The organism is Actinomadura pelletieri DSM 43383 (genome assembly GCF_003634705.1).
GTDB lineage: Bacteria > Actinomycetota > Actinomycetes > Streptosporangiales > Streptosporangiaceae > Spirillospora > Spirillospora pelletieri.
Genome location: NZ_RBWU01000007.1, coordinates 61,530 through 85,083 on the forward strand (window position 1 = coordinate 61,530; position 23,554 = coordinate 85,083).

21 protein-coding genes are annotated in these 23,554 nt (G+C 71.4%); 12 read left to right on the forward strand and 9 right to left on the reverse strand.

The features are described from left to right. Positions 1-19 precede the first annotated feature (19 nt). Both BZB76_RS28540 and BZB76_RS28545 read left to right on the forward strand, forming a co-directional pair. Positions 20-2,110, forward strand: coding sequence for a DNA gyrase/topoisomerase IV subunit B (locus BZB76_RS28540; protein ID WP_121437551.1), 2,091 nt, complete (start codon positions 20-22; stop codon positions 2,108-2,110). Between the two features lie 134 nt (positions 2,111-2,244). Beyond that, a complete protein-coding gene (locus BZB76_RS28545) occupies positions 2,245-2,634 on the forward strand; it encodes a hypothetical protein (RefSeq protein ID WP_147449586.1) in 390 nt (129 codons plus the stop codon). Between the two features lie 220 nt (positions 2,635-2,854). Here the strand turns inward: BZB76_RS28545 and BZB76_RS28550 are convergent, their stop codons facing one another. The 6 genes from BZB76_RS28550 to BZB76_RS28575 form a co-directional block, all read right to left on the reverse strand. Then, entirely contained in the window at positions 2,855-3,421 is a 567-nt protein-coding gene (locus BZB76_RS28550) for a thioredoxin family protein (protein ID WP_121437939.1), read from the reverse strand. 592 nt (positions 3,422-4,013) lie between these two features. Further along, positions 4,014-6,497 carry a DNA gyrase/topoisomerase IV subunit A gene (locus BZB76_RS28555; RefSeq protein ID WP_121437553.1) on the reverse strand — a complete coding sequence of 828 codons (2,484 nt, stop codon included), beginning with the start codon at positions 6,495-6,497 and terminating at the stop codon, positions 4,014-4,016. 159 nt (positions 6,498-6,656) lie between these two features. After that, positions 6,657-7,346 carry a class I SAM-dependent methyltransferase gene (locus tag BZB76_RS28560; protein ID WP_121437554.1) on the reverse strand — a complete coding sequence of 230 codons (690 nt, stop codon included), beginning with the start codon at positions 7,344-7,346 and terminating at the stop codon, positions 6,657-6,659. Positions 7,347-7,385: 39 nt separating this feature from the next. Beyond that, positions 7,386-8,135: an SDR family NAD(P)-dependent oxidoreductase gene (locus BZB76_RS28565; RefSeq protein WP_121437555.1), complete on the reverse strand. Its 750-nt coding sequence runs from the start codon at positions 8,133-8,135 to the stop codon at positions 7,386-7,388. A gap of 77 nt (positions 8,136-8,212) precedes the next feature. Beyond that, positions 8,213-8,794 (reverse strand): TetR/AcrR family transcriptional regulator, encoded by a 582-nt coding sequence (locus BZB76_RS28570; protein ID WP_121437556.1) that lies wholly within the window; start codon positions 8,792-8,794, stop codon positions 8,213-8,215. 32 nt (positions 8,795-8,826) lie between these two features. Next, a complete protein-coding gene (locus tag BZB76_RS28575) occupies positions 8,827-9,411 on the reverse strand; it encodes a hypothetical protein (RefSeq protein WP_246007273.1) in 585 nt (194 codons plus the stop codon). 721 nt (positions 9,412-10,132) lie between these two features. Between BZB76_RS28575 and BZB76_RS28580 the strand changes: the two genes are divergently transcribed. The 8 genes from BZB76_RS28580 to BZB76_RS28615 all read left to right on the forward strand — a co-directional run bounded on the left by BZB76_RS28580 (position 10,133) and on the right by BZB76_RS28615 (position 17,723). Next, positions 10,133-11,143 carry a methionine ABC transporter ATP-binding protein gene (locus BZB76_RS28580; protein ID WP_121437557.1) on the forward strand — a complete coding sequence of 337 codons (1,011 nt, stop codon included), beginning with the start codon at positions 10,133-10,135 and terminating at the stop codon, positions 11,141-11,143. Continuing rightward, positions 11,140-11,796 carry a methionine ABC transporter permease gene (locus tag BZB76_RS28585; RefSeq protein WP_121437558.1) on the forward strand — a complete coding sequence of 219 codons (657 nt, stop codon included), beginning with the start codon at positions 11,140-11,142 and terminating at the stop codon, positions 11,794-11,796. Before BZB76_RS28580 ends, BZB76_RS28585 begins: the two co-directional genes overlap by 4 nt. A 30-nt stretch (positions 11,797-11,826) precedes the next feature. Further along, the gene (locus BZB76_RS28590) at positions 11,827-12,642 is read left to right on the forward strand and encodes a MetQ/NlpA family ABC transporter substrate-binding protein (protein ID WP_121437559.1); all 816 of its coding nucleotides are present in this window, start codon (positions 11,827-11,829) and stop codon (positions 12,640-12,642) included. 105 nt (positions 12,643-12,747) lie between these two features. Beyond that, on the forward strand, positions 12,748-13,713 hold the full coding sequence (locus BZB76_RS28595) for an STM4015 family protein (RefSeq protein WP_121437560.1): 966 nt from the start codon (positions 12,748-12,750) through the stop codon (positions 13,711-13,713). Then, positions 13,710-14,801, forward strand: a complete 1,092-nt coding sequence (locus BZB76_RS28600; RefSeq protein WP_121437561.1) for an STM4014 family protein — start codon at positions 13,710-13,712, stop codon at positions 14,799-14,801. Before BZB76_RS28595 ends, BZB76_RS28600 begins: the two co-directional genes overlap by 4 nt. After that, positions 14,798-15,589 (forward strand): STM4013/SEN3800 family hydrolase, encoded by a 792-nt coding sequence (locus BZB76_RS28605; RefSeq protein ID WP_211343238.1) that lies wholly within the window; start codon positions 14,798-14,800, stop codon positions 15,587-15,589. Before BZB76_RS28600 ends, BZB76_RS28605 begins: the two co-directional genes overlap by 4 nt. Next, positions 15,586-16,869, forward strand: coding sequence for an STM4012 family radical SAM protein (locus BZB76_RS28610; RefSeq protein ID WP_246007274.1), 1,284 nt, complete (start codon positions 15,586-15,588; stop codon positions 16,867-16,869). The genes BZB76_RS28605 and BZB76_RS28610 overlap by 4 nt, the downstream gene beginning before the upstream one ends. Beyond that, positions 16,869-17,723 (forward strand): STM4011 family radical SAM protein, encoded by an 855-nt coding sequence (locus BZB76_RS28615; RefSeq protein ID WP_121437563.1) that lies wholly within the window; start codon positions 16,869-16,871, stop codon positions 17,721-17,723. Before BZB76_RS28610 ends, BZB76_RS28615 begins: the two co-directional genes overlap by 1 nt. Positions 17,724-17,772: 49 nt before the next feature. Here the strand turns inward: BZB76_RS28615 and BZB76_RS28620 are convergent, their stop codons facing one another. Then, positions 17,773-18,531, reverse strand: coding sequence for a DUF6745 domain-containing protein (locus BZB76_RS28620; protein WP_246007275.1), 759 nt, complete (start codon positions 18,529-18,531; stop codon positions 17,773-17,775). Between the two features lie 158 nt (positions 18,532-18,689). Between BZB76_RS28620 and BZB76_RS36135 the strand changes: the two genes are divergently transcribed. Beyond that, positions 18,690-18,875 (forward strand): hypothetical protein, encoded by a 186-nt coding sequence (locus tag BZB76_RS36135; RefSeq protein ID WP_246007276.1) that lies wholly within the window; start codon positions 18,690-18,692, stop codon positions 18,873-18,875. Between the two features lie 39 nt (positions 18,876-18,914). On the opposite strand, the gene BZB76_RS28625 is transcribed toward BZB76_RS36135, so the two are convergent. Beyond that, complete coding sequence (locus BZB76_RS28625; RefSeq protein WP_121437564.1) at positions 18,915-19,241, reverse strand: hypothetical protein; 327 nt, start codon at positions 19,239-19,241, stop codon at positions 18,915-18,917. A 44-nt stretch (positions 19,242-19,285) separates the two neighbouring features. Then, complete coding sequence (locus BZB76_RS28630) at positions 19,286-20,614, reverse strand: threonine/serine exporter family protein (protein ID WP_170180799.1); 1,329 nt, start codon at positions 20,612-20,614, stop codon at positions 19,286-19,288. 182 nt (positions 20,615-20,796) lie between these two features. Here BZB76_RS28630 and BZB76_RS28635 point away from each other — a divergent pair, with 182 nt between their 5' ends. Then, positions 20,797-22,890 (forward strand): RecQ family ATP-dependent DNA helicase, encoded by a 2,094-nt coding sequence (locus BZB76_RS28635; RefSeq protein ID WP_121437566.1) that lies wholly within the window; start codon positions 20,797-20,799, stop codon positions 22,888-22,890. The last annotated feature ends 664 nt before the right edge of the window (positions 22,891-23,554 follow it).

Here is a 23,554-nt window from a genome sequence, read left to right on the forward strand (position 1 = left end):
CCCGAGGAGCACAGGCACGTTGACCGCCGCTACCGCAGAAGCCACCACCGAAGACCCGCACGGCTACTCCGCCCGGCACCTGTCGGTGCTGGAGGGCCTGGAGGCCGTGCGCAAGCGACCCGGCATGTACGTGGGGTCGACCGACAGTCGGGGCCTCGCGCACTGCCTGTGGGAGATCGTCGACAACAGCGTCGACGAGGCCCTGGCGGGCCACTGCACGCACATCAGCGTGACGTTGCACGCCGACGGGTCCTTCGAGGTGGCCGACAACGGCCGCGGCATCCCGGTCGACATCGAGCCGAAGACAGGCCTGCCCGGCGTCGAGCTGGTCATGACGCGGCTGCACGCGGGCGGCAAGTTCGGCGGGGTGTCCTACACGGCGTCCGGTGGCCTGCACGGTGTCGGCGCGTCCGTGGTCAACGCGCTCTCCGCCCGGCTGGACGTGGAGGTCGACCGCGACGGGCACACCCACGCGATCAGTTTCCGCCGCGGGCTGCCCGGCGAGTTCGCCGACGACGGCCGTCCGAACGCCCGCTTCCGGAAGAAGTCCGGCCTCCGGCAGGTCCGCAAGGTCGCCAGGAAGGTCACCGGCACCCGGACCCGCTTCTGGCCCGACCAGCAGATCTTCCTGAAGGACGCCACGGTCGACCAGGCCCTCGTCCTCGACCGGATGCGGCAGACCGCGTTCCTCATCCCGGGGCTCACCATCGACGTCCGGGACGAGCGCGGTGAGGAGACCGTCGACGAGACGTTCCGGTTCGACGGCGGCATCAGCGAGTACTGCGCCTACCTGACCAAGGACGCCCCCATCGTCGACGTGCTGCGGCTCCAGGGGCGCGGCCACTTCACCGAGACCGTTCCCGTCCTGGACGACCAGGGGCACCTGACGCCCACCGACGTCGAACGCGATCTCGAGGTCGACGTCGCGATGCGGTGGGGCACCGGCTACGACACGGTCACCAAGTCGTTCGTCAACGTGATCGCCACCCCGAAGGGCGGCACCCATGTGCGCGGCTTCGAGCGGGCCGTGCTGAAGGTGCTCAACGAGCAGCTCCGCGCCACCAAGCTGCTGAAGAACGGCGACGAGGACGTCGTCAAGGAGGACGTCCTGGAGGGCCTCACCGCGGTGGTGACGGTCCGGTTGCCCGAGCCGCAGTTCGAGGGTCAGACCAAGGAGGTCCTCGGCACCTCCGCCGCCACCCGCATCGTCTCCCAGGTCGTCCTGCGGGAGCTGCGCGCGGTCTTCGAGAACCCGTCGCGCGGGCGCAAGCAGCCGTTGCGGGCCGTCCTGGAGAAGGTCGCCGGGGCCGCCAAGACCCGTATCGCCGCCCGCACCCAGCGCGACAACCAGCGCCGCAAGAACGCGCTCGAGAACTCGGCGCTGCCGGCCAAGCTCGTCGACTGCCGCGCCACCGACGACCGCAGCGAGCTGTTCATCGTCGAGGGCGACTCGGCGCTCGGCACCGCCAAACTCGCCCGCGACTCCGAGTTCCAGGCGCTGCTGCCGATCCGCGGCAAGATCCTCAACGTGCAGAAGGCGTCCGTCGCCGACATGCTCAAGAACGCCGAGTGCGCCGCGATCATCCAGGTCATCGGCGCCGGTTCGGGCCGTACCTTCGACATCAACGCCTCCCGGTACGGCCGGATCATCCTGATGGCGGACGCCGACGTCGACGGCTCCCACATCCGTACCCTGCTGCTCACCCTGCTGTACCGCTACATGCGGCCGATGCTGGAGGAGGGCCGCGTCTACACCGCCGTCCCGCCGCTGCACCGCATCGAGCTGGTCAAGCCGAAGAAGGGGCAGGACAAGTACGTCTACTGCTACAGCGACGGCGAGTTGACCCGCAAGCTGGTGGAGTTCGAGCGCAAGGGCCAGCGCTGGAAGGAGCCCGTCCAGCGCTACAAGGGCCTCGGTGAGATGGACGCCGACCAGCTCGCGGAGACCACCATGGACCCGCGTTACCGCATGCTGCGCCGGATCCGTGTCGAGGACGCCGACGAGGCGTCCAAGATCTTCGAGCTGCTGATGGGCAGCGATGTTGCCCCGCGGCGCGCGTTCATCACCGCCGGCGCCTCGGAACTCGACGCCGAACGCATCGACGTCTGACCGGCCCCTCGCGCACCCGACCGGTGCGCGAGGGCGCGTTCTGCATGGTCACGGGGTTGATCGTCGATCATCGGGCGGCAAGACCTCGGTCAACTCCCGCGCGCGGCCGCTTCGGTGCCCCGAGCATGAGGACCGTGCTCAGAACCCGCATGATCGCGCAGTACCTGCGCCCGTACGCGCAATGGCGGATCAACCGTCCGGACCCGTGTGACGACGGCCGCAACGCCCGCGCCGCCATCGGTCTCATCGACGCGGCGACCTACGTGACGCAGCTGGACGACGGTGAGCCCGTCATCGTCCGCATGGCCCTCGCCGGTTGCTTCGACCGGGGCCATTTCGACCCGGGCCCCGACGGCGAGCGACTCGTCCGCTTCTGGCACTACGACAGCGTGGACGGCGGCCCGCCGGACCTCCTTGAGGCCCTGGCGGCGTCCGCCGAACTGCATCGGGTGCATGAGGTGCGCCAGGGACACGACCTGGCGACGTTGCCACGCCCCCGCCAGGGCGAAGCCACACCGGCGTAGTTCGCCCGCCGTGCTCCACACGGTGTGGTTGGACGCGCTTTCTAGCACTACGGCGGCGTCAACGGCGGTCCACCGGACTTCCTCTGGCCTGGAAGCTGCATCGGGGGCATGAGGCGTGCTGGAGACAGCTCCGGCGATGTTGCCGCGTCCGAGCCAGGGCGAAGCCCCTCCGGCGTAATTCGCCCGGTGTGGTCCACGCGGTGTAGTTACCGCGCTGAAATTACGCCGGGTCGTCCTCGGGCTTCCATTTGATGCTGCAGCCGAGGCTCGGCGTGTGCGGCTCCGGAACTTCCCGGCCCGCGAGGACCAGGTCGAGCGCGGCCCTGAGCGACGCCCCGTCCGACGGAACGTCGTTCTTGGGCCGCGCCCCGTCGAACTGGCCCCGGTACGCGAGCCGACGCCGCCCGTCGTACAGGAAGAAGTCCGGGGTGCAGGCGGCCCGGAAGGCCCGGCCGGTCTCCTGCGACTCGTCCACCAGGTAGGGGAACGTGAATCCTGCCCGCTCGGCCTGCTCACGCAGACGCTCGGCGCCGTCGTCCGGATAGTTCTCCACGTCGTTGCTGCACACGGCGACGGTGGCGAGCCCCCTGCCCGCGTACTCGGCCGTGACGGCGCCGATCCCATCCTCGATGCGCCGCACGTACGGGCAGTGGTTGGACAGGAACATGACCAGCAGCGCCGACGCCTCCGCGAAGTCGTCGTGCGACACCGTCCGGCCGTCGATGGACGGCAACGTGAACGCGGGAACCGCGGACCCGAGCGGCACCATGAAGGATTCGATCGCCATGCGCGCCATTGTCGCGTACCCCGCCGCGCTCGGGGGAGCCGCGCAGCCCCCGGTCGGCCGGCGAGCCCGGGGTACCGCCGCACCGGCGCGCAGCCCGCGCTCACCGGCACCCGCCCCCCATCCAGCCACCATTGCGGGCCCCGACGCCGGCCGCCTCGTCTTCCGAGCGCGCCGCGCCCTTGCGCGGTCAGCCCTGGTCCTCCTCCCGGGGGTGGCGGTCCGAGGTCAGGGTAGGCGCGAAGGCCTCGAACGGATGGCGAGACCGGGGTGTCGTCGCGCCGGTGCGCGGGCCGGGTTCACCGGTGCGTGCCCGCGATCCGGCCGCCGGCCTGGCGGTCCGGCGCTGGAGGTCGGCCGCCTCACACGGCGCTCGGGCGCCGGTCCCTTTCGCGGTCTCCCTTCGTCCTCCTCCGGGGGCGGCGGCCCGAGGGGTCGCTCCCGAGAGGCCGGGGAGGCGCGAGGTGCCGGACGGACGGTGAGCCGGGAGGCCGGCGTGTGGGTCGCGTCTACCGGAACGTGCCCGTGGTCCAGCGCCCGGCGTCGGGCGCTGGACGGCTCGCGTGGCGTTCGGGCGTGGCCGCGTCCTTAGGGGTCAGCCTTCGTCCTCCTCTGGGGGCGGGGGGCCCAGGGGGCCGCTGACGGAGGTCAGGGGGCCGTCGAGGCGCTCGCCCGAGCCGTCACGGCGTCCCATCGTCACGTTCAGTGTCGCCGGTCGGCCGCCCGCGGCGGCGGCGCGTAGCGGTGTCGGGGCCGCCCAGGCCTGGAGTAGGACGTCCTCGCCCTTGAGGAACCGGTGTGCGCGGACCCCGCCGGTGGCGCGGCCCTTGGACGGGAAGTCGGCGAAGTCGGCGAGTTTGATCGCGCCGGTCTGCGTGCCGGGCAGGGCGGACGACGAACCGGAGACCGTGATGACCCGCGCCTCACGGGTCGGGTCGATGGCGCCGAACCACAGGACGCGGGCGCCCGCGCCGAGTTTGATGCCGGCCATGCCGCCCGCGGCGCGGCCCTGCGGTCGGACGAGCGAGGCGGCGAAGTGCAGGAGTTGCGCGTCGGTGGTGATGAACACCAGGTGCTGGTCTTCGGCGAGCAGTTGGACGGCGCCGACGACGCGGTCGCCCTCCTTCAACGAGATGATCTCGAACTCGTCGCGGTTGGCGGGGAAGTCGGGGACGACCCGTTTGACCACGCCCTGGGCGGTGCCGAGGGCGAGGCCACCGCCCACCTCGGACACGGCCGCCAGGCCCACGACCGTCTCGTCGGGCTCCAGATCGACGTACTCGGTGACCGGTGCCCCGCCCGCCAGCGACGGCGGTGACGCCGAGGGCGGCAGCCCTGGCAGGTCGAGGACGTCGATACGGACCATCCGGCCCAGCGACGTCACCGCGCCGACCTGCGCCCGGACCGTGGTGGGCACGACGGACGTCAGCACGTCATGCGCGGCGCGGGGGCCGCTGTCGGGCAGCGGACCGGCGTCCTGGGTGCGGGCCAGCAGGCCGGTGGACGACAGCAGCACCGTGCACGGGTCGTCGGCCACCTCCAGCGGCACGGCCGCCGCGGCGGTGTGGCCCGAGGACTCCAGCAGGATCGTCCGGCGCGGCGTCGCGAACTCCTTCGCGACCTCGCCGAGTTCCCGGGAGACGACACCGCGGAGCTTGCGCTCCGACTCCAGGATCGCGGTCAGCTTGGCGATCTCCTTGGCGAGCTGCTCCTTCTCCTTCTCCAGTTCGAGCCGGTCGTACCGGGTGAGGCGGCGCAGCGGGGTGTCCAGGATGTACTGGGCCTGAATGTCGGAGAGCTCGAAGATCTGCATCAGCCGCTGCTTGGCCTGCGCGGCGTCGTCGCTCTGCCGGATGACCTGGATGACCTCGTCGATGTTGAGGAGCGCCACCAGCAGGCCCTCCACGAGGTGCAGGCGGTCCTCGCGCTTGGTGCGGCGGTACAGCGACCGGCGCCGGACGACCTCGATGCGGTGGTCGATGTAGACCTGCAGCATGTCGCGCAGGCCGAGGGTGCGGGGCTGGCCGTCGACGAGCGCGACGTTGTTGATGCCGAACGTCTCCTCCATCGGCGTCAGCCGGTAGAGGTCCTGCAGGACGGCCTCCGGGTTGAACCCGTTCTTGATCTCGATGACCAGGCGGAGGCCGACGTTGCGGTCGGTGAGGTCCTTCAGGTCGGCGATGCCCTGGAGCTTCTTCGCGTTGACCAGTTCCTTGATCTTGGCCTTGACGCGTTCCGGACCGACGGCGTAGGGGAGTTCGCTGACGACGATGCCCTTGCGGCGGGGCGTGACGTTCTCGATGGACGTGGTGGCGCGGGTGCGGAACGTCCCCCGGCCGCGCTCGTAGGCGTCGCGGATCCCGTCCAGGCCGACGATCTTGCCTCCGGTGGGCAGGTCGGGCCCGGGGACATGACGCATCAGCTCGTCCAGCGTGGCGTCCGGGTGGTCGATCAGGTGCCGGGCCGCGGCGATGACCTCGCCGAGGTTGTGCGGCGCCATGTTCGTGGCCATGCCGACCGCGATGCCGGACGCGCCGTTGACGAGCAGGTTCGGGAACGCGGCCGGAAGGACCTCCGGCTCGGTCTCCTGACCGTCGTAGTTCGGGCGGAAGTCGACCGTGTCCTCGTCGATGGAGGCGACCATGAGCATCGCCTCGCGCGACAGGCGGGCCTCGGTGTACCGCATGGCGGCGGGCAGGTCGTCGCCGCCCAGCGACCCGAAGTTGCCGTGCCCGTCCACCAGCGGCATCCGCATCGCCCAGGACTGCGCCATCCGCACCATCGCGTCGTAGATGGCGCTGTCGCCGTGCGGGTGCAGCTTGCCCATGACCTCGCCGACCACGCGGGCGCACTTGACGTGCCCGCGGTCGGGGCGCAGCCCCATCTCGTTCATCGAGTACAGGATCCGGCGCTGGACGGGCTTCAACCCGTCGCGCACGTCGGGAAGCGCCCGCTGGTAGATCACCGACAGGGCGTACTCGAGGTAGCTGCCGCGCATCTCGTCGGAGACGTCGACATCGACGATGTTCTCCTCGAAGTCCGGCGGTGGGGGAGGTGCCTGGGATCCGCGTCGTGCCATGCCCCACATTGTGGCCGGTCCCGGGGACATCTTTCGCCCACCCCACCGGGTGTGGCACCCGGTTCGCCGAAATAGGTCCCGTCCCGACACCTCCGTGACCCGGCGGATCGGGGACGAGTCGTTCGGTCGCCGCAGGCCGGGTGCCTTTCGGTGCCCGACCTAACGGCGGGCCATGACGAGGCTTCCCCGTTTGGTCACGGGAAGGGGAGTGCGAAGGTGCCGGGCCGCCTCCACGGCCTCCGGTCGGGGGACGCGCCGGGCGACCAGATAGTCGCGGATGGCGTCGTGGTCGGGAAGCGTGAGCAGGGGCGCGTCCCAGCGCTCCACCTCGACCTCGTCGAACACCTCGCAGACCCGTTCGGCGGCTTCCTCCGCGTCGAACGTGGTCGGCCGGGGCCGCCAGACGGGCGCAAGTTCGGGGCTGTCGTTCCGGCAGACGGCGGTGGCGAGCAGGACACCGCCGGGGGCGAGGACGCGGCGTGCCTCGCGGAGGGCGACGCGCGGATCGTCCAGGTGGTAGAGCATGTTCACCGCGACGGCGGCGTCGAACGATCCGTCCCGGAAGGGGAGACGAACCGCGTCCGCCCGAACGCGCGGGGCCGGATGGGCCCGCAACAGGGCCGCGGACGCGTCCAGCCCGACGAGCCGGAACGGCGGCGGGTCGGGGAGCGCGTCGCGGAGGGCGCCCTCCCCGCAGCCGATGTCCAGGACACGGGACGGTCCTTCGTCCAGCAGCTTCATGGCGATGTGGTCGTGCAGGCTCCGCGCCCCGATCAGGTACTTCCGGGTGACCCTCGCGGCGAGGCGGAAACGCTCGGAATCGGAGTCGTGGTCGGGTGTGAGCGCCATGAACTGAGTTTGCCCGGTGAACCGCCCCGGAAAGCGTCGTCAGGCCGTCGCGCCGCCGTCGACGACCAGGTCGTGCCCGACCACGTGGCTCGACGCGTCCGACGCGAGCCACAGCACCGCCTCGGCGATCTCGGACGTGTCCGCGACCCGTCCGGACGGCGCGGCGGTGCGCATCCGCTCCGCGCGCTCGTCCCGGGTCTCGCCGGGCAGCAGCGACATCGGCGTGTCGCTGGCGCCGGGGCTGACGGCGTTGATCCGGACACCGTCGGCGATGTGGTCGAGGGCGGCGGCGCGGGTGAGGGCGCTGACCGCCGCCTTGGACGCCGCGTACGCGGCCAGGCCGGGGCGGCGGCGGTGCGCGCCGATGTTGGACGAGACGTTCACGATCGCTCCGCCGCCATGCCGCCGCATGTACGCGATCTCGTGCTTCATCGACAGGAACACACCGGTCACGTTGACCGCGAGGACGTCGTTCCAGGCGGCCTCGTCCACGTCGGCGACGGGGCCGGTCGCGCCGAGGATCCCGGCGTTGTTGACCGCGACGTGCGGCCCGCCGTGCCGGGCGGTCACGGTTTCGACCATGCGGGCGACGGCGGAGGTGTCGGTCACGTCGGCGACGACGTGGTCGGCGTGGTCCGAGCCGACCTCCTTGACGGCGCCGGCGAGCGCGGTCGCGTCGCGGCCGGCGAGGACGACGGTGCCGCCCGCGCGGGCGAATGCGTGCGCGAGGGCACGGCCGATGCCGCCCGCGCCGCCGGTGATGAGGACGGTTCTGCCGTCGAACGACATGGGCTGTCTCCTCAGAATACTAGACCGATCGTTCTTGAATCGGCGTGGAAGGGTTCGTGTGGCGGAGCGGTAGGAGGTCAGTCGAAGAGGGCCAGAGCCTCGCGGGTCGCGTCGCGGAGGCGGTCGTCGTCGCCGGGCGCCCGGCCCAGCACGCGAAGGCCCTGGAAGAAGACGACCAGGAAGCGGGCCAGCGCGCGGGGATCACGGTCTTCGGGCAGTTCGCCCTGCGCGCGGGCGCGGGTCAGCGCGGAGGTCAGCGACGCCTCCAGGAAGGTCCAGCTCGCCTCCACCAGGCGCGCGGCCTCGGGGTCGCGGGCGGCGAGCTCCACCGCCGTGTTCACGACGAAGCAGCCGTTTCTCGGCCGGCCCCGGAACGACTGCTCGGCATAGCTCTCGATCAGCCGCTTCACCTGCGGCAGGACGGGCCCCGGCTGCGACAGCGCCTCCGCGATCGCCGGGTCGGTGGTCCGGAGGTAGTGCTCCAACGCCTTCAGGTAAAGGTCGTGCTTGCCGCCGAACGTCGCGTAGATGCTGGCTCGGGCGACGCCCAGACGTGCCACGAGGTCGGCCATGGAGGTCGCCTCGTACCCGCGCTCCCAGAACAGTTCCAGCGCGCGCCGCAGCGCCTCCTTCGGGTCGAACTCCTTCGTCCTGGCCATGGCGGAAGCGTAGGGCTATCGAGAATGAGCGGTCAAATATCGGCGCTGAGGACGGGGCGGGCGAGGCGGGTGTTGAGATCGAGGGCGTCCAGGACCGACCCGTCCGGGGCGAGGGCCTCGACGATCGGGCCGCGGCGCGCGCCCCACACCACGACGGCGTGGCCGTGCGCGGGAACGTCCAGCAGCCGCTGACCGATCCGGATCCGCGCGACCTCCGCCGCCGCGTGCAGGCGCGCCTGGTTCACCCATTTCGCGCCCCACGGCAGCAGCCGGTTGGCGTTGCGGACCGTCCGGCCCGAGCCGTACTTCAGCAGGTGACGCCCCATCTCCATGGACGAGCGGCGCGTCAGTGGCTCGGCGGGCGCCGAACCGCCGCCGCCACCGAGTTCCCGCCACTCGCCCTCACGGCGGTGGAACGTCCAGCCCTCGATGAAGTCGGCGCACCCGGACGAGACGTCGCCCGAACGGTAGAGGAACGTGACGACGGCGACGTCACCGTCGATATCGAGCCCCAACGGCAGGAAGCCCCGTCCTTCGTCGAAGGTGGCGGGGGCCGGGTCGGGCAGGCCGTCCCTGAGGAGTCGCAAGCACTCCTCGAGCACCTCGTCGTCGTTCATGGTGGGGACCTCTGGATCGTGCGGGTGGGAACGGTTCGAGCATGGACGTGCCGGCGGAGCGGTGCCGGCGGAACGGCGCAGGCAGGACTGCGAGCAGAACAATCGCGTGCAGAACAACGGGGCCTTCCCGGGAGAAGGCCCCACGCTGGACTCACTTTAGACGTCCGGCTCGCCTGGTTTCACCCATCTGACGCACTTCCGTCGGCGCTCCGCAATGAGGCGTTCATCTCACTCCGACCGCGGTTCCACCTGGTGTGACCGTACGAGAGCGGGGGCGTGTCGAACGCCTCACCCGAAAAGGTTTGCGTAAGTTGCATGGAGCGGGTTAACTGCTGACATGACCTCCGTACGCCTGTTCCATGAGCCTCCGCTGATCTCGCGGGCCATGCGGCGTATGCGGTGTTGTCGAATGTGCGACCGCTGAGGGCCCCCGTCCAGGACTCGCGCCCCGAAGCGAGCCAGCCCCGAGCCGGAAGCCGCGCATGCACTTCGTTCGCCATCTGCTGAGCCACGGCCCGTACCCGCCCGGCCTGGCCTGACCACGCCGTGCCCGGGTCGTGCCCGGTTCGGTCGTGCCCGACCGAACGTGCCCGGTTGACCGGCCCGCCGGGGTCGATGCCCGGCTGATCGCGCCCCTGACCGTGCGCCGCGCTCGCGGCTCGCGTTCCACCCAGACCGCCGCCCATCCGGCGGCCCTCCGTCACGCATGGATTGATTTCCTGTGATTCAGATCGAAAAACTCCGAAAGGTGTACCGCGGCCGAGACCGCGAGATCACCGCCGTCGACGGCGTCGACCTCACCGTCGCCGAGGGCGAGGTCTTCGGCGTCCTCGGACGCAGCGGCGCCGGCAAGAGCACGCTGCTGCGCTGCGTCAACCTGCTGGAACGTCCCGACGACGGCCGCGTCGTGATCGACGGCCGTGAGCTGCTCACCCTGCGCGGCGCCGAACTGCGCCGGGCGCGCCAGGGCATCGGCATGATCCACCAGCATTTCGGGCTGCTCGGCAGCCGCACCGTCGCCGGAAACGTCGCGTTCCCCCTGGAGATCATGGGCGTGCCCCGCGCGGAGCGGGCCCGGCGCGTCGCCGAACTGCTCGACCTCGTCGGCCTCGCCGACCACGCGAAGGCCTATCCGGCGCAGATCTCCGGCGGCCAGAAACAGCGCGTCGGCATCGCCCGCGCCCTGGCCGGACGTCCGAAGGTCCTGCTGTCGGACGAGGCGACGTCCGCGCTCGACCCCGAGACCACGGCATCGATCCTTAACCTGCTGCGCGACCTGAACCGGCGGCTCGGCCTGACCATCCTGCTGATCACCCATGAGATGGACGTGGTCAAGAGCATCTGCGACTCGGCCGCGATCATGCGCGACGGCCGTCTCACCGAGTCGGGCCCGGTGCCCGAGCTCCTCGCCCGTCCGGACTCCGAGCTGGCGCGCGACCTGTTCCCGCTGCCACCCGCCGAACCCCGTGACGGCACCACCCTCGTCGAGGTCACGTTCGTCGGCGCCGTCGCCGACGAACCGTTCGTGTCGGCCCTGGCCCGCAAGTACGCCCTGGACGTCAACATCCTCGGCGGCGCGGTCGAGACCGTCGCCGGTGAGCGGGTCGGCCGCCTCCAGCTCGAACTGCCCGGCGACCCGTCCCTGAACGCCGCCCAGCTCGCGTTCCTGCGCGAGTCCGGCCTGACCGTGACCGTGCTGAACCCCACGAACCCCGAGGAGAAGGCGCGATGAGCTGGGACGAGGTCACCCCGCTGCTGTGGCCGGCCACGGTCGACACGCTCGTCATGACCGGTGTTGCCACGCTGTTCACCGCCGTCCTCGGGCTGCTGCTCGGGGTGCTGCTCGTGGTCACCGGGCGCGGCGGGCTGCTGCCCGCGCCGCCGGTCAACCGGGTGCTCGGCCTGGTCGTCGACATCGGACGGTCGCTGCCGTTCCTGATCCTGATGGTGGCGATCATCCCGTTCACCCGGGCGGTCGTCGGCACCAGCATCGGGAACGCGGCCGCGATCGTCCCGCTGACGGTGGGCGCCATTCCGTTCTACGCGCGGCTCGTCGAGATCGCGTTGCGCGAGGTGGACCCCGGCGTCGTCGCCGCGGCGAACGCGATGGGCGCCACCCGCCGCGAGATCGTCGGCAAGGTCCTGCTGCGGGAGGCGCGGCCGGGCCTGGTGTCCGGGCTGACCGTCACCGTGATCGCGCTGATCGGCTACACGGCCATGGCCGGGACGGTCGGCGGCGGTGGGCTCGGCAACCTCGCCGTCGTCTACGGCTACGAGCGCTTCGAGACCAGGGTCATGGTCGCCACGGTGGCGCTGCTCGTCGTGATCGTCCTGGCCGTCCAGGCGGTCGGGGATCTCGTCGCCCGCCGCCTGACCCACAAGTAACCGCTGAAGACACAGAGAAAGGCACCTGTCGTGCTACGCAAGATCACTGTCGCGCTGGCCTCCGTCGGGCTCCTCGCGGGACTGACCGCGTGCGGCTCGTCGTCGGCGTCCGACGATCCGGACGCCCCGCTGAAGGTCGCGGTCAACCCCGTCCCGCACGGCGACATCCTGACCTACGTCAAGGACAATCTGGCGGCCGAGAACGGGCTGAAGATCGACGTCGTGACGTTCAACGACTACCAGCAGCCGAACACGGCGCTGAAGGAGAAGCAGGTCACGGCCAACTACTTCCAGCACGTCCCCTTCATGAAGGAGTTCGAGAACGAGTCCGGGACGAAGCTGACGTTCGTCGCGCCCGTCCACCTGGAACCGCTCGGCGTCTACTCCAAGAAGGTCAAGAACCTGGGGGCGGTGCCGCGCGGCGCGACGGTCGCCGTACCGAACGACCCGGCCAACCAGGGCCGCGCGCTCAAGCTGCTCGCCGCCAACGGGCTGCTCACCCTGAAGCCGGACGCCCCGGCCACCGCCACCGAACGCGACATCGCGAGCAACCCCAAGGAGCTGAAGGTGAAGCCGCTGAAGGCCGCGCAGCTGCCCCGGTCGCTGGCGGACGTGGACCTCTCGGTGATCAACGGGAACTACGCGATCGAGGCGGGTCTCGCCCCCAACAAGGACGCGCTCGCCGCCGAGAAGCCCGCGGGCAACCCCTACGCCAACGGCGTCGTCACGCTGCCCGAGAACAAGGACGATCCGCGCGTGCGGAAGCTCGTCCGGCTTCTCCAGGGTCCCGAGGTCAGGAAGTTCGTCGCGGACAAGTACCAGGGATCGGTGCTCGTGGCGTCCTGACCCCAACAAAGCGGGCGAATCAGAGGAAACCCGGGGATTGCGCGGTGTACTGTCCGTCGCTCCTGATAGGACAGGGCCCGACGATCTCGCTCGCGAAGGGGACCCATGGGCGTTTACCAGCACCTCGAAGAGTACGTCGGCCTGCCGGTGGTCACGTTCAACGAAGAGACGCGACCGGACGAGACCGAGGACGACGGCCGCGGGTCGGGACCCGCCGGAGATCTCCCGCCCGCGGCCGAGGCCGCCTGGTTCATCGGGACCTCCTACGACGAGGAGCCCTTCGGGGACGTGTTCGCGCGGTTCCTCCAGACGGTCGACACCACCGAGGTCACGGCCCTGATCATCGGCTACTGGGGCGCGTCCTATGACAACGACGTCGCCGACCCGGTCGATCTGCTGGAGAAGGCCGCCGCGTCGTTCCCGAAACTGAAGGCGCTGTTCCTCGGCGACATCACCGGGGAGGAGTCGGAGATCTCCTGGATCGAGCACTCCGACATCTCCCCGCTGTTCACCGCGTTCCCCGGCCTGGAGCGGTTCGAGGTCCGCGGCGCGCAGGGGCTGCGGCTCGAACCGATCAAGAGCGACCGGCTGAGGGTGCTGCGGTTCGAGTCGGGCGGGTTGCCCGCCCACGTCGTCCGGACCGTGGGAGCGAGCGACCTGCCGAACCTGGAGCATCTCGACCTGTGGCTCGGCGACGGCAACTACGGCGGTGACGCGACCGTCGCCGACCTCGCGCCGTTCCTCAGCGGCGAACGGTTCCCCGCCCTGCGCCATCTCGGCCTGGAGGACAGCGAGATCCAGGACGAGATCGCGGCGGCGGTCGCGGGCGCGCCCGTCGTGGCCCGGTTGGAGTCGCTCAGCCTCGCGATGGGGATCCTCACCGACCAGGGGGCCGAGGCGCTGCTGTCCGGTCAGCCGCTGACCCATCTGCGCGAGCTCGACCTGCACCACCACTTCCTGTCGGACGCCATGGTGGAGCGGGTCAAGGCGGCGCTGCCCGACGTCGAGGTCGACCTGGACGAGCAGGAGAAGCCGGACGACGACTGGCGGTTCGTCGCGGTGTCGGAGTGACGTTCGTTGTCGTCGGCACCCCCGGCGACCGGCGTCCCGCGTTGTTCGCGGCGGCATGCCGGTCGTCGGGGCTGCCCGAGCCCCGGCTCGTCGCCTGGACGGACGTGCTCCGCGGCGCCGACCTCGACCTGCGCCCCGGTGACCTGCTGCGCGTCGACTCGCCGGGGGAGGACCCGGAGGCCGACGCGCTGTTGCGCGGCCCGGGCGACCCGGCCCGGGTCGGGGGCGGAGCGCGCTGGTACCGGACGTTCACGACGGCCCTCGGACGGCTGTCGGCGGCGGCGTCGGCCGCGGGGGCGCGGCTTCTCGGCGATGTCGGGGAGATCGCGGTCATGTTCGACAAGCGGCTCGCGCATGCCCGTCTCAGCGCGGCCGGGGTGCCCGTCCCGCCCGTCCTACCGGAGGTCGACGGCTACGCGGCGCTTCGTTCGTGTATGGACGAGTCGGGGGAGCGGCGGGTGTTCGTCAAACCGGCACACGGCTCGTCCGCGTCGGGGGTCGTCGCGTTGCAGGTCGCGCCGGGCCGGGTGAAGGCGGTCACGTCGGCGTCCATGTCGGAGGGCGGCGTGGTCAACTCGCTGCGCGTGCGCGCCTACGAGACCGAGCACGAGGTCGCGGCCCTCGTCGACCGGCTCGCGCCCGACGGGCTGCACGTGGAGCGGTGGATTCCGAAGGCCACGGTCGGCGGTCGCGTGTTCGATCTGCGGGTCGTCGTCATCGACGGTGAGCCGACGCACGCGGTCGCCCGGACGAGCCGTCACCCGATGACGAACCTGCATCTGGGCGGTGCGAGAGGCGATCTGGCCGCGGTGCGACGCGCCCTCGGACCGGGCGGGTGGCGGCGGGCCCTCGCCGTGTGCGAGCGGGCCGCCGCCTGCTTCCCAGGGAGTCTCATGGTCGGCGTCGACCTGCTCGTCGGTCGGGGGATGAAGCGGCTCGCGGTCTGCGAGGTCAACGCGTTCGGCGACCTGCTGCCCGGGCTGACCGGTTTCCCCGGCGGCCCCGCGGAGCGGCTCGACACCTATGCCGCCCAGGTCAGAGCCGTCCTCGCCGGCACAACGGGGAAAACGGTATGCGTCACGACATGAATGACATCGTCGGCAGTCATGACCTGCTGATGGTCACGCTCGACACCCTCCGCCACGACGTGGCCGCCGAACTGGCCGCGTCCGGTGAGACGCCCACCTTGGCGGGGCTTCTCCCGGACGGCCGCTGGGAACGCCGCCACACGCCGGGCAGCTTCACCTACGCCGCCCACGCGGCGATGCTGGCCGGATTCCTGCCGACACCCGCGACGCCCGGACCGCACCCGCGTCTGTTCGCCGGAACGTTCCCGGGCAGCGCGACGACCACCGACGGCACCTGGACGTTCGACGCCCCCGACCTGCCGTCCGGGCTCGCCGCCGCCGGGTACCACACGGTCTGCGTGGGCGGTGTCGGGTTCTTCAACAAGCTGACACCGCTCGGTTCAGCGCTGCCGTCACTGTTCGCCGAAAGTCATTGGGAGCGCGAGTTCGGCGTGACCGAACCGAAGTCGCTGTCCAACCAGATCGACCGCGTCGCCGAAATCATGGCGCGTCTGCCCGCCGACCGTCGCCTGTTCATGCTGGTGAACGTCGCGTCCCTGCACCAGCCCAACTGGTTCTACCTGGACGGCGCCACACCCTCGGACGGAGACACCCGCGCAAGCCACGCCGCCGCGCTCCGGCACATCGACGCGCACATCGACCGCCTGTTCGCACTGATGCGCCGCCCTTGCTTCGTCATCGTCTGCTCCGACCATGGGACGGCGTACGGCGAGGACGGCCACACCGGGCACCGCATCGGCCACGAAGTCGTCTGGACCGTCCCGTACGGGGAGTTCGTTCTGTCGTGAATCCGTACCAGGCGTACGTCTACGCCTATCCGCACAAGACCGCGTACCGTCCGTTTCCCGTCCCGCCCGCACTGCGCGATGTCTGGGCCGGTGAGTCAGTCGACGCGCTCTTCCTCTACATGCACGTGCCCTTCTGCGAGATGCGGTGCGGCTTCTGCAACCTGTTCACCCGCACCGGCGCGCCCGAAGAGCTGACCGGCGCCTATCTGGACGCCCTCGACCGCCAGGCCACCGCCGTCCTGGACGCCCTGGGCGATACCGGCTCGTTCGCGACGGCCGCGTTCGGCGGAGGCACTCCGACCTACCTCACCGCGCACGAACTGGAACGCCTCTGCGACATCGCCGGCCGATTCCGGGGATTCGGCGCGATTCCGCTCGGTGTGGAGACCTCACCGGCCACCGCGACCACCGACCGGTTGACCGTCCTCGCCGACCGGGGAACGACCCGGATCTCCATCGGCGTGCAGAGCTTCCTCGACGACGAGGCCCGCGCGGCCGTCCGGCCACAGAAACGCGCCGAGGTCGAGGCGGCGCTGGACCGGATCCGCGCCGTGGGCTTCCCGACCCTCAACATCGACCTCATCTACGGCATCGACGGCCAGACACCCGCGACCTGGACCCGTTCCCTGGACGCCGCGCTCGCCTGGCGTCCCGAGGAGATCTACCTCTATCCCCTCTACGTCCGGCCACTGACCGGCCTCGGCCATCGCGCGAAGGACTGGGACGACCACCGCCTCGGCCTCTACCGGATCGGCCGGGACCACCTCCTCGCCGAAGGCTACGAACAGGTGTCGATGCGGATGTTCCGCCTGCCCTCCGACACCGCCAACGGCACCGAATACTGCTGCCAGACCGACGGAATGGTCGGACTGGGCTGCGGAGCCCGCTCGTACACCTCACGCCTGCACTACTCGTTCGAGTACGCGGTCGAGACGCGTGCGGTGCGTTCCATCATCGACGACTACGTCCGCGAGGACGACTTCACCACCGCCCGCGTCGGTTTCCAGATGGACGACGACGAACGCCGCCGCCGCCACCTCATCCAGTCGCTCCTGCAAGCGGAAGGATTGGACCGAAGCCTCTACAGATCCCGCTTCGGCACAGACCCGCTGGACGACTTCCCCCTCGACCTCAAGACCTTCCAAGACCGCGGATGGCTGGACACGTCCGAGAACACGCTACGGCTGACACCGGAAGGGCTCGCCTACTCCGACGCCATCGGCCCCGCATTGTTCTCACCACACGTCCAGGCGCTGATGGCGTCCTACGAGGCCCGCTGATGGAACACCTGACCATCCTCTACCGGGGCCCGCTCGCCAGTTGCGACTACGACTGTCCGTACTGCCCGTTCGCCAAACGCCGCGACACCACCGACCAACTCCGCGCCGACCGTGCCGCACTCGAACGCTTCACGGCATGGGTCACCGCCCAGGAGCACCGGATCTCCGTCCTCTTCACACCCTGGGGCGAGGGTCTCGTCCGATCCTGGTACCGGCGCGCCCTCGTCGAACTGAGCCACCTGCCGCACATCGAACGCGTCGCGATCCAGACGAACCTGAGCCACCGCGTGTCATGGACGTCCGACGCCGACCCCACCCGCCTGGCGTTGTGGGCCACGTACCACCCCGGACAGGTGCCCTACGACCGGTTCCTCGGCAAATGCCATGACCTGGACGCCCGCGGGGTGCGGTTCAGCGTCGGCATCGTCGGGCTGCCGGACCACCTCGACGACGCCCGACGCCTCCGCGCCGACCTGCCCGCCGGAACGTACCTGTGGGTCAACGCCGCCGAAGGCCACCGCTACAGCGACGCCGAGGCGGACTCCTGGACGGCCATCGACCCCCTGTTCCCGGTGAGCCGCCACCCGCACCGCAGCCGGGGCCTTCCCTGCCGAACGGGCGACACCGTCATCTCCGTCGACGGCGACGGAACCGTCCGCCGCTGCCACTTCGTCCCCACCGTCCTGGGCAACCTCTACGACGACTCGTTCCGTACCGCCCTCGCTCCCCGCCCCTGCCCCCTCGACACATGCGACTGCCACATCGGCTACGTCCACCTGGAACCCCTCGGCCTGTACAACACCTTCGCCGGAGGCATCCTGGAACGCATCCCCACCCTCCTCACCCACAGCTAGACCCGGAACGGGTGCCCGCCCGGGGTTGGGTTGCCCCGGGCGGGTGGGGTCAGGTCTGCTTTTCGGGGTGGTAGTCGGCCTCGTCCACGCCGAACGTCCAGGCGACGCCCGCGCGGGCCGTGCGGGTGTCGGGTGGGACGCGCAGGTAGTAGGTGCGGTGGCTGCCGTCAGGCTCCGGGGTGGAGTTCACCACCTCCACCATGACCACCGGTTCGTCGCCGGGCAGGTCGATCGACCACAGGACGCCCGTCTCGTCGCGGTGCAGGGGACGCGCGCCGGTCTCGGCCAGGTAGCGGTCGTAGCCGAAGATCTCCAGCATCACCCGGCGCAGCTCGGCGTTCTCCTCGGAGAGGATGCGCGCCGCCGTGAGGCCGGTCAGCGAGTCGATGAAGTCGTGGGGGATCGGCATGCCGCGCCAGGCGTGCAACGCGAAACCGTCGGGGTAGGCGAGGGCGGGGCCGTCGCCGCGGTGCAGCCGGCCGGGCTCGTCGCGGTGCAGCTCGGACGGGCGTTCCGAAAGGATCGCCAGCCGCTCGTAGGGCCACCACCAGCCGGTGGCGCGGGCCGCCTCGGCGAGACCCGCGAGCGGGCCGTCCAGCCGTCCGAGCGTCTCGAACAGTGCCAGCCACGGCGCGTCGTGCTGGCCGAGGACCGCGTCGAGCGACGCGCTGCGCAGGAGGGACGCCGCCTCCGTCCGCTCGGCGGACGCCTCGCCCTCGCCCTCGGCCACCGCCCCGATCGCGGCGCGGACTCGCGTGACCAGGGACTGCACCTGGTCCCAGAGGAGACCACCCGTCTCGGCCCACACGCGGCCACTGCTCCGGCCCCTGTTCGGAACAGGCCGCGGCGCGTTCGGTCTCCCACGGCTGCGTTCGCACCGAGGCGAGGACGCTCGCCCCGGCGGCGGCGCCCGCAAGGTCGGTTCTGGCGCTGTCGACGAGGTCACCGAGCCCCGCGGCGTTCAGCGTGTCGCCGTGCCCGGCCAGGACGGCCGCCGCCGCGGCGCCGCGGACGGGGGAGGGCACCCAGATGTACCGTTCGGGGGCGTCCAGACCGGCGGCCGTGTACGCCGCCGCGACGGCGGCCTCCGCCCGGTCGCGGTCGGCGGGGCCGGTGTCGAACGCGACCGACTGCCAGTCGCCCACCACGTAGTGGGCCTCGCGTGCTGTGACGGTGAGCATCCCGGCCCCTTCAGTCGGCCACGACACGGACGGAGCCCGGCACGTACTCGCGCTGGCGGATCACCCGGTACCAGCCCTTCGGCAGGCTGATCGCGGCGTGCTCCTCGTGGACCAGGCGCCCGCCCGACGGCAGGTGCAGATGGTCCGGCGCGAGCGGGTCGGGGACCCGCAGCAGCGACCCGGGCGCGGACAACGCGTGCGCGTGGCCGGTCGCCTCGCCGAGCGCGAGGACCATGCGGCCACGGCCGTCCCGCGGTGCCGGAGGCAGGTCGCGCACGGTCTGCGGAACCTCCGCCTCGGACACGGGCATGATCAGGATGTCTCCCTGTCGGTACATGCGGCGAACGTAACGTCCGACACCGACAGAACGTCCGCGTCGCGCTAGAACCCGCGGGTGCGGCGGGCCGCCGGGCGGGCCCAGCGTCCGGACGCGGTCAGGCCGACGTGCTGGAACGCCCGGACGAGCTCACCGCCGAGGTTGACGCCGGCGCCGAGCGCGAGGGCCACCGACACCGCGCCGATCAGGCTCAGCACACCCGACTCGGGCGAGCCGGTGTTGAGTTCGACCATGCCTCGGTAGAGGGCCGTTCCCGGCAGCAGGGGTCCGATGGCGGGGACGACGTACGGCATGACCGGCTGTCCGTGCCTGCGCGCCAGCCAGTTCGCCAGGACGCCCACGACGGTGGCGGACACGGCCGCCGCCAGTACCGGTGGAACCTGCCATCCGCGGACGAGGACGTACAGCACCCAGATCAACCCACCGCCCAGGGCGGCGGCGGTCAGCACGTCCCGTGGCACGGCGAGCGACACCGCGAACGTCAGCGAGATCCCGGCGGCGGCCAGCACGGCGATCGGTTCGAGCGACGCCGCTGGAGTGGGCAGGTGCCGGACGTCGATCGGCACGCCCAGGGAGACCGCGATGTAGACGACCGCGCCCAGGCCCGACACGATCGCCGCGATCATGAAGAAGACCTCCAGTACCCGCGCGCCCGCGCTGACCAGGTCACCGGTGATGCCGTCCTGGATGCTGGCGACCAGCGGACGTCCCGGCAGCAGCGCCAGGATCGCGCCCGTGACGACCGTCGCGGCCTGGCCCGGATTGCCCATTCCCACCACGATCACGGCGGCCCCGGCCCCGATCGCGGCGGCTACGGTCAGCTGGAAGAACTCAGCGATGCCCCGGCGCGCCAGCGCGGCGGCGGCGCGGTCGCCGAGCAGGGTGGCGACGAAGGCCGTCCCCGCCACGAGCGGTCCACCGCCGGTCAGCACACTGCCGGACGCCGCGATCAGCCCCAGCGACACGACCAGCAACCACGCCGGGTAAGGAGGGCGGGCCATCTTGATCCGCGCGAGCCTCGCATGGGCCTCGTCGAGTTCCAGCATCCCGATGGACGCCTGCTGGACGAGTTCGTGCAACGCGGTGAGCCGCCAGAACGCCGGTGTACGACGGCGGATGGCCCGCGTCCCCGTCACCGGGAACCGCCCCTTCCCCGGATGCGCCGAGACGAGCAGGCTCGTCAGCGTGACCTGCACCTCGCAGCGAGGAAGTTCGTAGGCGAGCGCCAGACCGAGCATGGCCTCGTTCACCCGCTCGGTCGTCTCACCGCTCGCCAGAAGCAGCTCGCCGACCCGCAGGACGAGGTCGACGGCCCGCGGATCGACCTCTTCGCCGGGTTCCTCTTCCGGGGGTTCGGGAGGTGTGTGGTCCATCAGGACCTGCCACGTCCGTCGCAAGCGTTCCCCCGCGCCCATCCCCGCCCGTGTTCCTTCCCCCGCGGAAACCGATCTTGAGGGGCAGGCTACCCGCGCCGCCGCGTCCGAAAGCTGCGGCCGCTTATCCACAGAACGAGGTTCTGGTGCGGGGTGCTCCGCGCCGCTGGTACCAAGGACGCATGAGCAATCCCGACGCGCTCCGTGACGAGGCCGGGCGCTGCCTGCGCGCACTCGCGGGCGACCACGCCCGGCTCCGCGACGACCAGTGGACGGCGATCAGCGCCCTGGTCGTGGAGCGACGCCGGGCGCTGGTCGTCCAGCGCACCGGCTGGGGCAAGTCCGCCGTCTACTTCGTGGCCACCCGGCTGCTCCGTCAGCGCGGCGCCGGGCCCACCGTGATCGTCTCGCCGCTGCTGGCGCTGATGCGCAACCAGATCGAGGCCGCCGACCGTGCGGGCATCCACGCCCGCACCGTGAACTCGGCCAACACCGCCGACTGGGACCAGATCTTCGCCGAGGTCGAGGCGGGCGCGGTCGACGTCCTGCTGGTCAGCCCCGAACGGCTCAACAACCCCGAGTTCCGTGACCTCGTGCTGCCCAAGCTCGCCGCCGGGGCCGGGCTCGTCGTCGTGGACGAGGCGCACTGCATCTCCGACTGGGGCCATGACTTCCGTCCCGACTACCGGCGGCTGCGGACCCTGCTGGCCGAGCTGCCGCCCGGCACCCCGGTGCTCGCCACCACGGCGACCGCCAACGCCCGTGTCACCCAGGACGTGGCCGAACAGCTCGCCGGTGACGACGCCCTCGTCCTGCGGGGTCCGCTCGAACGCGAGTCCCTCCACCTCGCCGTCGTCACGCTGCCCACCGCCGAACAGCGCATCGCGTGGCTGGGCGAGCGGCTCGACGAACTCCCCGGCTCGGGCATCATCTACACCCTCACCGTCGCCGCCGCCCACGAGATCGCGGGCTACCTCCGCGACCGTGGTCACGACGTCGCCGCCTACTCCGGCCAGACCGAACAGGCCGAACGGCTCCAGGCCGAACAGGACCTCCAGGACAACAAGCTCAAGGCCCTCGTCGCCACGAGCGCCCTCGGCATGGGCTTCGACAAACCCGACCTCGGCTTCATCGTCCATGTCGGCGCCCCGCAGTCCCCGGTCGCCTACTACCAGCAGATCGGACGCGCGGGACGCGGCGTCGACCGCGCCGAGGTGATCCTCCTCCCCGGCCGGGAGGACCGCGACATCTGGGCCTACTTCGCCGGTCTCGCGTTCCCACCGGAGCCCGTCGTCCGGCAGACCCTCGACGTGCTGGAGGCGGCCGACCGTCCGCTGTCCACGGGCGCCCTGGAACCCCACGTCGACCTCACCCGCACCCGCCTCGAAATGATGCTGAAGGTCCTCGACGTGGACGGCGCCGTCCGCCGCGTCAAGGGCGGCTGGACCGCGACCGGCCGTCCCTGGGCCTACGACCGCGAACGCTACGAACGCGTCACCGCGGAACGCCGCCGCGAACAACAGGCGATGCTCGACTACATAGCGACCTCCGCCTGCCGGGAGGAGTACCTACGCCGCCAACTGGACGACCCCGCCGCGGCCCCCTGCGGCCGCTGCGACAACTGCACAGGACGCCACCGGCCCGCCGCCGTCACCGAGAAGGGCGCACTCCAGGCCCGTGACCGCCTGCACCGCCCCGGCGTCGACATCGCGCCCCGCCGCATGTGGCCCGCCGGCGTCAAGGACGACCTCGGCGTCTCCGGCCGCATCGCCCCCGCGCTCCAGGCCGAGACGGGCCGCGCCCTGGGCCGTCTCACCGACATCGGCTGGGGGAACCGTCTCCGTGACCTGTTCGCCGCCGACGACACCGACGTCCCGCCGGACATGCTGGACGCCGTGGTGAAGGTCCTCGCCGCCTGGGACTGGCCCGCCCGCCCCACCGGCGTCGTCACCATCGGCTCCCGCTCCCGCCCCCGCCTGGTCACCACCTTCGGCCGCCGCGTCGCCGACATCGGCCGCCTCCGCTACCTGGGCGAACTGACCCCGATCGGCGACCCCGCCCCCCGCCGCCACAACAGCGCCCAACGCCTCCGCTCCGTCTGGCACACCCTGACCGTCCCCGACTCTCTGGCCGCGGCCCTCCCCGACACCCCCGGTCCCCTCCTCCTGATCGACGACCGCGTGGAAACCGGCTGGACCATGACCGTCGCCACCCGCCTCCTCAAACAATCCGGCGCCCAATCCATCCTCCCCCTAACCCTCGCCACCCCCACCTGACCCACCGGCCCCACCCACACTCCCCAGGCCCGCCTGCCCCGACAAACCTGCCTAGACCTCCATTACCAGAGCCACCCACCCAGGCCTGTACCGCCGGGCCTGCCCTATCCAAGCCGCTTCGCACGGGTTGCCCGTTAGGCCTGCCCCGCCGAGCCGTTCCGCTCGGCCCTCCATCACCCTGAGCCACCTACCTGCCCTGCCTCTACGAAGCCGGTCGCGGCTGGGCTTGCCCGCCTGGGCCTCACCTCGGCTGACCCCCTAACCTGCCTCACCGGCCCGACCCGCCTCGGTCTGTCTTGTCTTGGGTGTCTCCGGTGGGACCGGCCTTGGGGTGCGGTGGGCGGAACCGGGGCGGTGCCTCCTCGCCCCGCGCGGGGAGGCACCGCCCCGGGGTGGGTGGGCCGCCCGCGCGCCCCCGTGGGCGCGGGCGGGTCGCCGGTTCCGTCGCGCGTGCCCGTGTGGGCGGCGGGACGATCGAAGCCGGCCCGTGCGCGCGGCCCCGCGCACGGGCCGGGTTCCGGCCCCGGCGCCGCGGCGGAGAAGAGCCGCGGCGAACGGGAGTTCGGGTGTCCGAGCGGCGGCCCCGGCGGCCGGCACCGCCGGGGCGCGCCCGGGAGCGCCGCCGTCCTGTTGGGACGGATGACGGCGGCGAGCGAATGGCCCG

Bases quoted from the DNA above. Each gene is read 5' to 3' on its own strand.
- BZB76_RS28550 (WP_121437939.1), bottom strand. From the start codon at position 3,421: ATGGCGATCGAATCCTTCATGGTGCCGCTCGGGTCCGCGGTTCCCGCG.
- BZB76_RS28555 (WP_121437553.1), bottom strand. From the start codon at position 6,497: ATGGCACGACGCGGATCCCAGGCACCTCCCCCACCGCCGGACTTCGAG.
- BZB76_RS28560 (WP_121437554.1), bottom strand. From the start codon at position 7,346: ATGGCGCTCACACCCGACCACGACTCCGATTCCGAGCGTTTCCGCCTC.
- BZB76_RS28565 (WP_121437555.1), bottom strand. From the start codon at position 8,135: ATGTCGTTCGACGGCAGAACCGTCCTCATCACCGGCGGCGCGGGCGGC.
- BZB76_RS28570 (WP_121437556.1), bottom strand. From the start codon at position 8,794: ATGGCCAGGACGAAGGAGTTCGACCCGAAGGAGGCGCTGCGGCGCGCG.
- BZB76_RS28575 (WP_246007273.1), bottom strand. From the start codon at position 9,411: ATGAACGACGACGAGGTGCTCGAGGAGTGCTTGCGACTCCTCAGGGAC.
- BZB76_RS28585 (WP_121437558.1), top strand. From the start codon at position 11,140: ATGAGCTGGGACGAGGTCACCCCGCTGCTGTGGCCGGCCACGGTCGAC.
- BZB76_RS28595 (WP_121437560.1), top strand. From the start codon at position 12,748: ATGGGCGTTTACCAGCACCTCGAAGAGTACGTCGGCCTGCCGGTGGTC.
- BZB76_RS28605 (WP_211343238.1), top strand. From the start codon at position 14,798: ATGAATGACATCGTCGGCAGTCATGACCTGCTGATGGTCACGCTCGAC.
- BZB76_RS28615 (WP_121437563.1), top strand. From the start codon at position 16,869: ATGGAACACCTGACCATCCTCTACCGGGGCCCGCTCGCCAGTTGCGAC.
- BZB76_RS28625 (WP_121437564.1), bottom strand. From the start codon at position 19,241: ATGTACCGACAGGGAGACATCCTGATCATGCCCGTGTCCGAGGCGGAG.
- BZB76_RS28630 (WP_170180799.1), bottom strand. From the start codon at position 20,614: ATGGACCACACACCTCCCGAACCCCCGGAAGAGGAACCCGGCGAAGAG.
- BZB76_RS28635 (WP_121437566.1), top strand. From the start codon at position 20,797: ATGAGCAATCCCGACGCGCTCCGTGACGAGGCCGGGCGCTGCCTGCGC.